Source organism: Arthrobacter sp. ISL-28 (genome assembly GCF_018613875.1).
Classification (GTDB): Bacteria; Actinomycetota; Actinomycetes; order Actinomycetales; family Micrococcaceae; genus Arthrobacter.
In genome coordinates, this window is record NZ_JAGGPJ010000031.1 from 16,706 (window position 1) to 28,619 (window position 11,914).

General features: G+C 64.8%; 7 protein-coding genes. 4 read left to right on the top strand and 3 right to left on the bottom strand.

The window, feature by feature from the left end:
* Positions 1 to 27: 27 nt before the first annotated feature.
* On the top strand, positions 28 to 321 hold the full coding sequence (locus tag J7E80_RS19750) for a putative quinol monooxygenase (protein ID WP_215053925.1): 294 nt from the start codon (positions 28 to 30) through the stop codon (positions 319 to 321).
* 160 nt (positions 322 to 481) lie between these two features.
* Here J7E80_RS19750 and J7E80_RS19755 read toward each other — a convergent pair whose 3' ends face one another.
* Entirely contained in the window at positions 482 to 3,103 is a 2,622-nt protein-coding gene (locus J7E80_RS19755) for a GH32 C-terminal domain-containing protein (RefSeq protein ID WP_215053926.1), read from the bottom strand.
* A gap of 309 nt (positions 3,104 to 3,412) precedes the next feature.
* On the opposite strand from J7E80_RS19755, the gene J7E80_RS19760 reads away from it, so the two are divergent.
* On the top strand, positions 3,413 to 3,751 hold the full coding sequence (locus J7E80_RS19760) for a hypothetical protein (protein ID WP_215053927.1): 339 nt from the start codon (positions 3,413 to 3,415) through the stop codon (positions 3,749 to 3,751).
* Between the two features lie 133 nt (positions 3,752 to 3,884).
* Positions 3,885 to 6,245 (top strand): 4-alpha-glucanotransferase, encoded by a 2,361-nt coding sequence (gene malQ / locus J7E80_RS19765; RefSeq protein ID WP_251037136.1) that lies wholly within the window; start codon positions 3,885 to 3,887, stop codon positions 6,243 to 6,245.
* Positions 6,246 to 6,382: 137 nt separating this feature from the next.
* Here the strand turns inward: malQ and J7E80_RS19770 are convergent, their stop codons facing one another.
* Together J7E80_RS19770 and J7E80_RS19775 are read right to left on the bottom strand one after the other, a co-directional pair.
* Entirely contained in the window at positions 6,383 to 9,265 is a 2,883-nt protein-coding gene (locus J7E80_RS19770; RefSeq protein ID WP_215053928.1) for an alpha-amylase family glycosyl hydrolase, read from the bottom strand.
* A 152-nt stretch (positions 9,266 to 9,417) separates the two neighbouring features.
* Positions 9,418 to 10,455 carry a beta-propeller fold lactonase family protein gene (locus J7E80_RS19775; RefSeq protein ID WP_215053929.1) on the bottom strand — a complete coding sequence of 346 codons (1,038 nt, stop codon included), beginning with the start codon at positions 10,453 to 10,455 and terminating at the stop codon, positions 9,418 to 9,420.
* 195 nt (positions 10,456 to 10,650) lie between these two features.
* Here J7E80_RS19775 and J7E80_RS19780 point away from each other — a divergent pair, with 195 nt between their 5' ends.
* Positions 10,651 to 11,646 carry a methyltransferase gene (locus J7E80_RS19780; RefSeq protein ID WP_215053930.1) on the top strand — a complete coding sequence of 332 codons (996 nt, stop codon included), beginning with the start codon at positions 10,651 to 10,653 and terminating at the stop codon, positions 11,644 to 11,646.
* Positions 11,647 to 11,914 lie beyond the last annotated feature (268 nt).

Sequence of the window (11,914 nt, forward strand, 5' to 3'; positions counted from 1 at the left end):
TACCGAAACCTTGATGAGGGGAAAACCATGACCAAAACCCTGTACGCAGAATTCACCGTCAAGCCCGGCAGCGAAGAACGGGTCGCGGAAATGATGCGCGAACTGACCGAGCATGTTCGCCGGGAACCGGGCAACCAGCTGTTCCTGCCCTACACGAGGGAATCCAACCCCCGCGAATACTTCGTCTTCGAGGTGTACGACGGCGAGGCCGCCTTCCAGGAGCACATCAGCGCCGACTACGGTGCCCGGTTCAACGGGGAGCTCGCGGAGCACATCGAGGAGGACGGCTCCGTTCTGACGTGGCTGCATCCGGTCGCCTGAAGCCAGTTGTCTGGAGGGGCGCCTGAAACCAGGCGGCCCCTTCACTTGCGTCAGGGATGCCCACAAAAGATGCGGAAAGGGCCGGTGCCGCACTGAGTGTGCGGGCACCGGCCCTTTCGATCCGAGGGATGCTTAAGCAGCCCGTCCGGCGCGGTTGCCGCTACCGGCCGCCCTTCTTGACAGTGTCCGGCGTGGGAACGAACATCGACTGTGCCAGTGGCGTCACCGTGACGGCCTTCAGCTGTGCCGTACCGCCTTCGGCGAAGAGGGCCACCTGGCTGGCGCCCTGTTCCGGGAAGACCTGGTCGGTGATGGTCCGCAGGCCGCCCTGGGCAAACACCTCCACTGAGGACCGGTCAACATAGATGCGCAGCTTCACATTGCCTTGGGCATCCGGAGTGACCGGGGCGGAGTCCAGCGAGGTGAAGAGCGGGTGGAAGCCAATGTTGCCCGAGTTCCTCCGGTCCACGTACAACTTGCCCATAGTTTTGTCATAGCCGATGACCGTGGAGGAATTTCCGCTCCCGAGCACGCTGATGCCGCTTTTCGTCGCGGTGCCCGGCGCGAGGGTGACGTCGATTCGTTGCACCTCGCCCCAGGCAGCCGACGGAAGGGAATGGATGCCCGGTGCGATGTTCCGTGCACGCTTCTCGATGTAGCTCACCGCCGTGCCGAGTCTGTCCACCTGCTCGACGGCCTTCTGGACCAGCCGCGGCCCCGCAGCTGTCTGCGTCAGTGCGACCTCGCGTGGAAGGGACATGGCGCTGCGCCAGGGCGACGTGGGAATGCTGTTGGCGTAGTCCCAGTTGTTCATCCAGCCGAGCATGATGCGTTTGTCCTGCGGCATGTTGCCGAAGGAAACAGACGCGTAGTAGTCCCGGCCGTAGTCAAGCCAGTCATACGTCTCGATCCGTGGCGTGGCGGGCCGGGCTGAGGCGACAAACTCGTCGGCGAGAATATGGCCCCAGCCGAAGCGGTTGTTGTCCACCACCCTGATGCTCGCCTGCCGCCCCTTGAACTCAGAAACGTCCCAGGACTCCCAGTCCAAGACTTCGCTATTGGCACCTGTAGCGGTGCGGACAACTTTCCCGTCGACTACGAGGTTGACCGTGGTCTCGTCGGACCGCGGGATGGCAGCCTGATCGGTGAGCATCACGTGGTCGAGCGTCAGATGCCCCCAGCCGCCCGTGGCCTGGTCCACGATCCTTAGCTGCGCCGTCTGCCCGGCATATTCGGAAACATCCCAGCCCTTCCAGTTGAGGGCTCCGGCGTCGTCACCCGCGAGCCTCCGCACAACGTTGCCGTTCACCAGCAGTTGTACCTCGAGCACCTGCCCGGATGTCGCATCACGGTGCCCGCCGCCGACGAGCATGCTCATGAAGTTCCGGGACACAGTGAACGACGGCGAGGTCATGGTTCCCTGCCTGTCGTCGCCGGGTACGGCGCCGGTTTCGAACGTATTGACGCGCTTGGCCCCGATAAAGAAGTCGCCGCCCCTGGTGACAGGCTGGAAGGTGGGGGCCAGATCCCCGGTGCCAGTCCAGCCGGCGTCGGCCAGGGTCGTTCCTTCCGGGACCTCGAAGCCGCTGAACAGCAGATCGCCTGCGGGCGGTGTGTTGTCCAGCTTGTCTGAGACCCGCGGATGCTGCCCGCCGCCCACGAGGAAGTTGAGGTAATCGCTCTCTACGGCGAACGCAGGTGAGCTCATGGATCCCACTGGCCAGTCGCCGTCGTTAAATGAATTGATAAGCCCGGTGCCTGCAAATCCCGTAACGGGGTTCTGCCCCGGAAGCGTTCCAGCGGCGGGGGCGTCCGCGAACGGTCCGTTCTTCACATTGCCCGGCTCGTTGCTCACTGTCCAGCCGTTGTACGTGCCGTCGTTGAAACCGGCGACGGGAGTTCCGGCAGGAAGGGCGTCGCTTGCCTTGGTTGACTCCGACGTGAAGGTGGTGCCGTCGAAGGTCCCCACAAAGTACTGACCCGCTGAGCCTCCGGCCACACCGCCGGGGTTAATGTTGACCACCATGACCCACTTGACGTTGGCCGGATCGCCGTCGACGGCCAGCGGGAACAGGTCCGGGCATTCCCACAGCCCGCCTGTGGCATTGGCCGGTCCGAATTCGCTGAGGGGCGTCCAGTCTTTGAGGTTGCTGGACTTGTACAGCAGGACCTTGTGCTCGGTCGCCTCAACGGCGGTCATCACCCAGTAGCCGCCGCCGTTCGGGGAGTCGTACCAAAAGACCTTGGGATCGCGGAAATTCGCGGAATTGCGGTTGAGTACCGGGTTTGCACTGTACTTGGTCCAGGTCTGGCCTTCGTCCAGGCTGTAGGCGAGGGACTGGGCCTGGAGGCCCTTGTAGGGCGACGCGTCCTTGTAGGCGCTCGTGAAGATCGCCACCATGGGCGGGTTTGCAGCGCTGCCAAAGCCGGAGGTGTTGTTCTTGTCCACCACCACACTTCCAGAGAAGATATCCTGCTGGTCATCGGTGGCGATGGCCAGGGGCTGCTCCTTCCAGTGCGTCAGGTCCGTGGACGTGGCGTGGCCCCATGACATGTTGCCCCACGTGTTTCCCGAGGGATTGTGCTGGTAATACAGGTGGTAAACGCCATTGTGGTAGACCATCCCGTTGGGATCGTTCATCCAGTTCTTTTCCGGCGTGAAATGGATGGCTGGCCGGTACTGCTCGTCTCCAATGGACACCGCGGCCGCGCCGGGGACTGCCCCGGCCAGTGCCGAGGCAAGGATGACGCCGGCCAGAGCCAAGGCCGAACAAGCCTGCATTCGCCGAGGTTTTTTCCTAGGAATTTCGCTGTAATCGCCCTTCATTGCGCGCGCCCTTTCAGTAGACAACGTTGTCAGTGACTGGAACGCTAAGTTAAGTCCAGAAGACAAGTCAACGGTTTTCAAAGCAGGATTGAGCGCAACTGCAGCCATGCTTTTGAAGTGACACCGTTGTCGGACTGATTTTGGTGACTAACCAGGAGCCGGTCCGAAACATCGAGCCTGGGACTGCGCGGCTCCGCGGGCGAGGGGCTGCCATGTGTCTCAGCGTGAGCGGGAGCAACCGAGCCGCTTGTTAGGGTGGAAAGCATGAAACGACGCCTTCTCCCTTTGTCCGTTGTCCCCGTGCTGCTTCTACTGGCCGGGTGTGGTCAGGCGGAGGAGGCAGTGCAGAATGCAGCCAGCTCCGCCGCCTCCGGAGTTGCCAACGCCGCGGCCGAACAGGTGAAGGGCCAGGTCTGCACTTTGCTGGAGGACGGACTCGTCAGCGCTTCAGACAAGGCTGTGCTGACCGGACTCGTGGCCAGCGCCGGAACCGCAGGCGTTCCGTCCGAGATCACGAACCCCTTGAAGGAGATCGCCGAGGCGGGCGACGAGGTTCCCAGCGAATCCGTGAAAGAGCTGCAGAAGGCCTGCACCGCCAACTGAGCTCCGGCAGGGCTTCACCCGGCGATACCCTGCAATAATCGGAACCAACGGTTGCCCGGGGCCTGAAAAACGCCCGGTCGCAACGGGAGCATTGTAAATTTTGGGCCGATCACAGTAGACGAGGCGGACATTAATGAAGGCTTCCAACGAGCAGCAAGCGACAGCTTCCGGGACACCAGAAGGTACTGCCGGTGGCGGCCAGCCAGTGGATGGCCACGAGCCCGGCAGCCCCGCCTCAGCCGGTACCGGCGCTGGCCCGGCCTCCGTTGGCACGGCGCCAGGCAGCCCCGCCCCCGCTGGTACCGGCGCAACCCCAGCGGCCGCCGGCGTGGTGACTGGCAGCCCGGACGCATCGGCCGGCCCTGCCCCCGTGAGCCGCGAGCTGCTGCACTGGCTCGCCGACGCGCATGGTGTGGGCACCACGTACCAGGGCTGGGACGGGCTGCCGCACGAAGTTGCACCCGCCACCTTGATCCGGGTGCTGGCAGCGCTGGGTGTCGAAGCCGGCACTGATCAGCTCATCGAGAATGCCCTGGCTGAAGCGGAACTGGCGCCGTGGCGGCGGATGCTGCCTCCCGCCGTCGTGGTTCAGGAAGGCACCCCGGCCCAGGTGCCCGTCCACGTCAGGGAGGGTTCTGCCGTCGGCGTGCACATCATCACTGAGGACGGCCGGAAGCTGGACGCCGCGCAGCAGGACATCCTGGTGGAGCCGCGCGATGTCGACGGCCTGACCATTGGCCGGCATGCCTTCGATGTGCCGCCGAACACCGGCCTGGGTTGGCATACGATTCGCGCGGAGTCGGCCGGCAACGTTGCGGAGTCCACCCTTGTGGTGGTGCCGTCCAGGCTCACCACGGCCGCGCCGCTGGAGGAGCGCCGCGGCTGGGGTCTGGCCACCCAGCTGTATTCAGTACGATCGAAACGGTCCTGGGGAGTGGGCGACTTTGCCGATCTGGCCGAGCTGGCAGCGCTCGCCGGTGCCCGCGGCGCCGACTACGTGCTCGTCAATCCGCTGCACGCGGCGGACCCGGTGCCTCCGGTGGAACCCTCGCCGTATTCACCATCCACACGGCGCTTCTTCAATCCGCTCTATCTCCGCATTGAGGCGATTCCGGAGCTGGCGTACCTGAAGCCCAAGAAGCAGGCTGTCGTCCACGACCTCATGAAACAGGGGCGGAAGCTGAACAAGGACACCAACCGGCTCGACCGGGACAAGGCGTACGCCGCAAAGCTTGCAGCGTTGGAGCTGCTCTACGGGGTCCGCCGGTCGGCGTCGCGCCAGCACGCCTTCGAGGACTTCTGCCGCGCGGCAGGCTCCGGCCTGGATGACTTCGCCCTCTGGTGCGCGATCAGGGAGGATATCGACGCCGACGACCCCTTCTGGGCTGATCCTGCGGCAGCGCTCGGCTCGCCCCTCGTGGAGAAACTGCGGAGTGAACTGTCGGAGCGGATCGACTTCCACCGCTGGCTGCAGTGGCTCTGCGATGAACAGCTCGAGTTCGCCCAGGCTGCGGCCAAGCGGGCCGGCATGCGCCTCGGCGTGGTGCACGACCTCGCCGTCGGGGTGGACCTGCAAAGTTCCGACGCCTGGACGCTGAAGGATGTCCTCGCCCCCGGTGTCAGCGTGGGCGCGCCCCCGGACATGTACAACCAGCTGGGGCAGGACTGGCACCAGCCGCCATGGCATCCCACCCGCCTGGCCGAGGCCGGCTACCGGCCCTTCCGGGAGATGCTGGCCACGATCCTGCGGCATTCGGGCGGCATTCGGGTAGACCACATCCTAGGGTTCTTCCGCCTCTGGTGGGTGCCGACGGGCAATTCCCCGGCGGACGGGGCCTACGTCCGGTTCGACCACGACGCCATGATCGGCATCCTCGCTCTTGAGGCCCAGCGCGCCGGCGCCGTGGTGATCGGGGAGGACCTGGGCACCTTTGAGCCGTGGGTCCGCGATTACCTCGCGGCCCGCGGCATTCTGGGCACGTCAATCTTGTGGTTCGAGAACGACGGCGGCGCTCCCCTTGCGCCGGAAAAGTACCGGCTGCAGGCCCTCTCCAGCGTCAATACCCACGACCTCCCGCCCACGGCGGGATACCTCGCAGGCGACCATGTGACGCTGCGCAGCGGGCTTGGCCTGCTGGAGCGTCCGGCGGAAGAAGAGCGACTGGAGCACAACGCCACACTCGAAAAGATGATGCTGCTGCTGCGGCAGCGGGGACTGCTTTCGGCGGATGACCCCGGCAGCGAGGAAGAGCGGATCGAGGCGCTGCACCGCCTGCTGGCGCTGACCCCGTCCGTCCTGCTCGGCGTGGCGCTGGTGGACGCCGTGGGCGAACGCCGGGTGCAGAACCAGCCCGGGACAACGTCAGCCCAGTACCCCAACTGGCAGGTTCCCCTGGCCAATTCCGACGGTGACTCCGTGCTGCTCGACAGCCTGGAAGGGAACGAGAGATTCAACTCCCTCCTGGCCGCGGTGGAGGAATCGATCCGCGGCTAGGTCCTTCCAGGGCCAGGATCCGCCCGGATGGCTACCCGCCCGATTGCTGTGCAGCCGTCTGCTGTGCGCCCGATTGTTGTGCACGCGTTCCGCATGCGCAGGCATACCTTCCCAGGTATGCCTGCGCGCGCGGCGGCTTAGCCGGCCGTGATGACGTGTGTGCTGTGGCTGTACTGGAAGGTGACGGGGCCGCCGTCGTGGTTCAACACGACGTTCATGCCGCCGGGTGCCCCGTCCTGCCCGTAGTTTTCGTCCCAGGAGCCGTTGATCGCGGCCTTGAACTCGTATTTTCCGGCAGGCAGTTCAGTGGTCAGTTTCCAGAGGCGATCGGCCGGATCAAGCGTCATGAATGCCGCCTTGCACGCCGGTTGCCAGTCTTCTGGGCAGCCCATCTCGCTGTTCAGGCTGCCGGCAACGGTGACGGAATCGGGCTGCTGCACCGCTCCTACAACCACGGTCCGCACCCCGCTGGTCACGTTGAAGCCCGGGCCGCCCACCTTCGCGCGGTAACTGATCTTGGTCCCGTCCGCCAGGTCCAGCGCGGCGACGTCATCCACCACGGTGTAGTCGGGCGACGAACTGTCCGCCGACCCGATGGCCGTCCAGGGACCGCCGGCCACGCTGCGTTCAAAGCCCACCACATAGCTGGGCTTTTCCGGGTCCGCGGTGGCTACAACCTCCACCTTCCCCTGAACGGTGCTGCCTTCCTTTGGCTGCCGGATGGCCAGCACGGGGGCGGGGACGGTGGCCGTGCGCGGGCTGCTCACAGAAGTGTGACCGCCATTGTCCAAGGCCACCGCGCGGTATTCGACCGCGGCGCCCGGGTTGAGTGCGGCAATATCATGGAAAACCTGGTAGGGCGCAGTGTCGTCGGTGCCGATGGATTCCCAGTCCCCGCCCGCCGTTCTTGACTGGAAGGTGAGCTGGTAGAACGACGTGCCGTCGACGTCGGCCGTCACCCTCATGCGGCCATTGTCGCCCGGAGACGTGGCAGTGGCCGCCGCCGGAGCAGGTGCCTGCAGCGAGACCGCCGGGGCCGCTTTGGAGTGCCGGATCCTGCCGGAGGACTTGTAGACGACCGCGGACAGCGGCGGAACGGTGACGGTCAGCTTGCCCGCGGCCGAGGTCTTGGACTCCGCCGCTGCATCCCCGTAGACGAGGCTGTACGTGCGCCTAGCAATGTAGGTGGGGACGGAGGCAGTCTGCGGCTGCTCGCTGTTGTTCAGCGCCACGACGTACTCGCGCTGGTCCTTGGCGTCAGTGCGGGAGAAGGCGTAAATGCCCGGGCCATGCGAGGCGTAGCGGTGCTGGTGTGCGCCGTTCCGCAGCGCCGGGTGCTCCTTGGTCAGGCCGGCCAGTTCGCTGATCTTGCCGTACAGCGCGTGCCCGGTGTCGAAGTTGTCCTTCGCATGGGTAGCGTCCGTGCCAAGCAGGTCGTCGTCGAGGTATTCCGGCACCTTGCTCGCGAACATGGTCTGCCGGGCGTCCTGGTCCCCGCCCGGGCCGCTGAAGCCCTGTTCGTCGCCGTAGTAGATCACGGGGTTTCCCCGGGAGAAGTACATCAGTTCGTGGGCGAGCTCATCGCGGGCGACGCGTTCGGCGTCGTCGGCGTCCGGATTGTCTGCCGAGATGAAGCTGCCGATCCGGCCCATGTCGTGGTTTCCCAGGAATGTGGGGAGCTGGTACACGTTGGAGTCGGCGTCCGTGTACCAGTCGTCTGTGGCGAAGAACGTCTCCAACTGCCGGGGGTCCTGGCTGCGGGAGGCGAAATTGCGGGCGGCGTCCTGGAAGGGGAAATCGAGCACGGCCTGCATCTTGTCGCGGGTGGTGAACTGCGATGTGAAGCTCTTGGTCGTGTCGAAGACCTCGCCGAACATGAGGAACTCATCCTTGCCCTGAGCTTTGGCGTAGGCGAGGACTTCCGGGCCGAACTGCTGCCAGAACTCATCGTTCACGTGCTTCATGGTGTCGATCCGGAAGCCATCCACCCCGAAGTCCTTGATCCATGTTTTATAGATATCCGTCATGCCCTTAACTACGGTGGGGTGCTCGGTGAACAGGTCATCCAGGCCGAAGAAGTCGCCGTAGAGGGAGTTTTCACCGGCGAAAGTGGTGTCCCCGCGGTTGTGGTAGAGCGTGGGATCGTTCAGCCAGGCCGGCACCTTGAGGTTCTGCTCGGCCGGTTCCAGCACCGGCGTGTACGGGAACGACTCCTTTGCGTCGAGTTCCGGGAAATTCGTCTTGCCGGCATAGTCTCGGTCGTCGAACTCCGCTCCTGCGGCAGTGCGGTAAGGCACTTTGTCCTTGGATACGTAGCCGGTGCGGGCGCCTTCCTCGTAGCCGATGACGTCCGCGGTGTGGTTGGTGATGATGTCGAAGTACACCTTCATACCGCGCGAGTGTGCCTCGTCGATGAGTTTCTTCAGTTCGGCATTGGTGCCCAGGTGGGGGTCGATCTGGGTGAAGTCCGTGACCCAGTAGCCGTGGTAGCCGGCGGATTTGTCCTCCGGCTGCACGGCCTTGTTCTTGAAGCTCGGTGTCAGCCAGATGGACGTGGTGCCCAGTCCCTCGATGTAGTCAATCTTGTTCAGCAGCCCGTTCAGGTCGCCGCCGTTGTAGAAGCCTTTGCGCGTGGGATCGAAGCCGGACACCATCGGATCCGGTCCGAGCCCGCCGTCGTCGTTGGCGGCGTCGCCGTTGCTGAACCTGTCCGCCATGACGAAATAGAAATTCTCGTCGGTCACGGGGGCGCGCAAAGATTGAAGGCCCGACGGCGGTTGGCCACCTGATGCTGATCCCGGATCTTTTGTGCTGGGTGCCGCTTCGGCAGGAATGGCAGCCGCTGCCAGCACGACAAGTGCGGAGGCCGCCGCCGCCCAGACACGGGGGAGGCCACTCCGGCCGGCACTCCGGGCCGTGTCGCCGCTGCTGGCCGTGCGGCTGGCCCGGTTCGCGGTGCTGCGGTTTGCGCTCGCATTGATGCGCGCGCGCCAGTAATTTGGGACAGGGTTGGTGAACATGGCTGAAACCTTCCGCGAAGCGACGCTGCTTATCCCGGCCTGTCCGGGTTGACCTGCGTGTACACGCTCAACCGGAGGAGTCGCGCATTACAACGGCTGCGACGCGGCTGTAATGATCGTGACGGATCCTGTATTGAGTTTGTCGATTCGTTTTAGCTTGCCACAGCCAAGGCCGTAGGGGAACCCGCGACCAGGCGATGGTGCACTTCTCCGGGCAGCCCGGATTCGGGGTCAAGGCGGAAAGTGGTCACATCGTGGGAACGCTCATGGGCAATGTGAAGCCAGCAGTCGCGGACCAGGTGATGCCGCGGCCAATCGCCTCCGCTGGGATAGTCCATCAGGGGACGAAGTTGCCCAAGTTCTCCGTCGACTTGCAGCACGCAGATGCGGTTGGAACCCCGGACTCCCACATAGGCGTGATTCCCATCTGGAGAGAGGGCAATCTCCGCTGCGGAGTCGCCTTCCTGGGCGCCGCCGGCCGTTGCCGGCCCTTGGCCGACGAGCTCGAACTGGGTGGTGCCGGAGCCGGTCCGCACCGTAAACAGCTCGATGGAGTACTCGGAGACCACAAATACAGTTCCGTCGGGGTGCTGGACCAGATGACGGGGACCGCTGTCCTTGGGAAGCACTACCTCGTGGTCTTGGCTAAGTCCGCTCCCGGGGACGTAATTCCACACGCGCAGCAGGTCATGGCCCAGGTCCGTGGTCATGATGCGGCCATCCGCGAGCATCAGGCTGGCATGCGCACGGCTAGGGCGCCCGCCGTCATGGGGATCCATTGAAGGCGCTGCTGGAAACCGGGCGGTGATGCCGCCGTCGTTATCCAGTTCGTAGAGCAGCACCTGGCCGTCCCCCCAGCAGGCCACAACCAGGAACCTGCCCTGCGGATCCACCGCCACATGGCACGCAGCCTCGCCGGCGGGCCACGGATCACGGGCCGCTTCCAGGCCGAACTCGCCTCTGCGACGGTACGCCCGGACCGTTTGTGTGCTTTCACCGACCGCATAGACCAGGGGCAGGGTGGGGTGCACGGAAATGAACGACGGCGACTCGGCCTTCACGGCGGTCCCCTGCCAGGCGAGGGTTCCATCAGAGGCAACCGAGATGGCTCCGATGCCGGCACCGTGACCTCCGCTATCCGCAGTGTATGAGCCGGACCAGATGAGGGGGCGGTTTTCGCTTGGCGTCATGGCTCCATCTTGCCAAGGACTGACCGGTTCCGGGTCAGATAGCATGAAGATTCGCAGGCGCCATGCGCGCTTTTGAGAGCCGGGGAGGTGAGGACCGTTACTGCAATGCCAGTCTGGGTTCTCCCTGCACGCCGTCCGGACCGCCGGGGTTAGTCGATGCACGGAGCGCCCGTCATTCAACCGAAGGACGTTCCCATGCCGTTTGCTCATCCACCGCTTTCCCTTTCTGCCGTCATCACCCAACTGCGCACCGCGGGCTGCGTTTACGCCGAGGACGAAGCAGAGCTCCTTTTAGCCGCGCCGTTTACCCCGTCGGAACTGGCCGCGGCCCTTGAGCGGCGGGTGGCAGGATTTCCGCTCGAACACATCCTGGGCTGGGCCGAATTCTGCGGCCTGCGGATTGCCGTGGAGCCCGGAGTCTTCGTGCCCCGCCGCCGAACCGAGTTCCTGGTCCGTGAAGCTGCAGCGCTCCTGCGAACAAGGCATACGGTTCCGGGGGCCCCTGGGTTCCCGGGCGATGCGGTTTTGCCGTGGGACCCTGGGTTGCTGGAGGATGCGGTGTTGCCGGGGGTTGTAGCTGGCGTGGCTGGGTCTTCTGGCGGCTCGAATGCACGTCCTGCCGGGCTTCCGGATGGCCGGTCGGCTGCCCGGATCGCCGACGGTCCGCCCACAGGCCGAACCGCGGCCGGTGCCGTCGTCGTCGACCTTTGTTGCGGCTCGGGGGCCGTGGGTAGAGCGCTGGCGGCATTCGCGACCGGCATCGAACTCCACGCTTCCGACGTCGACCCTGCCGCCGTGCGTTGTGCCCACCGCAATATCGATCCGGCGGGCGGCCGGGTTTATGAGGGGGATCTTTACTCACCGCTGCCTGCCCGGCTTGGGGGAAAAGTAGACATTCTGGCCGTCAATGCGCCGTATGTTCCCACTGGATCTATCAGCAGCATGCCGCATGAAGCCCGGGTCCACGAGCCGAACGTATCGCTCGACGGGGGACGGGACGGACTCGAGATCCAGCGGAAGGTGGCCGCCGAAGCGCGTACCTGGCTCAAGCCTGGAGGTCATCTCCTGATCGAGACGAGCCGGCGTCAGGCTAAGGGGACTGCAGCGGCGGTAGCTCGGGGTGGGCTGACGCCTCGCATCATTACGTCTGAGGAGTTCGATGCCACTGTGGTCGTTGGACTGCGGCAATAGAACTTTGGAGTTCGTCTCCCTGAATCCACGGTCTGAAGTACCAGCGCCCTACGTCCGCGGCGGGTGGTTCTGTGCCGGGCGGCCACTGCAGGAAGCGTTATTACAGCGTCTCGCAGTTCCGTGCTCGACCATCACCATGCCTGCCGAATGCATCTGTGTCCGGATCAGTGCCCGGAGCCCGCGGTGCCGGCTTCGCCGTTGCACCCGGCCCACCAGACGGGGACGTGTTCATGTGCAGGCGTGTTCATGTTCTGTGGTGGTGGTTGCG

Bases quoted from the DNA above. Each gene is read 5' to 3' on its own strand.
- J7E80_RS19770 (WP_215053928.1), bottom strand. From the start codon at position 9,265: ATGTTCACCAACCCTGTCCCAAATTACTGGCGCGCGCGCATCAATGCG.
- J7E80_RS19750 (WP_215053925.1), top strand. From the start codon at position 28: ATGACCAAAACCCTGTACGCAGAATTCACCGTCAAGCCCGGCAGCGAA.
- J7E80_RS19780 (WP_215053930.1), top strand. From the start codon at position 10,651: ATGCCGTTTGCTCATCCACCGCTTTCCCTTTCTGCCGTCATCACCCAA.
- malQ (WP_251037136.1), top strand. From the start codon at position 3,885: ATGAAGGCTTCCAACGAGCAGCAAGCGACAGCTTCCGGGACACCAGAA.
- J7E80_RS19755 (WP_215053926.1), bottom strand. From the start codon at position 3,103: ATGCAGGCTTGTTCGGCCTTGGCTCTGGCCGGCGTCATCCTTGCCTCG.
- J7E80_RS19760 (WP_215053927.1), top strand. From the start codon at position 3,413: ATGAAACGACGCCTTCTCCCTTTGTCCGTTGTCCCCGTGCTGCTTCTA.
- J7E80_RS19775 (WP_215053929.1), bottom strand. From the start codon at position 10,455: ATGACGCCAAGCGAAAACCGCCCCCTCATCTGGTCCGGCTCATACACT.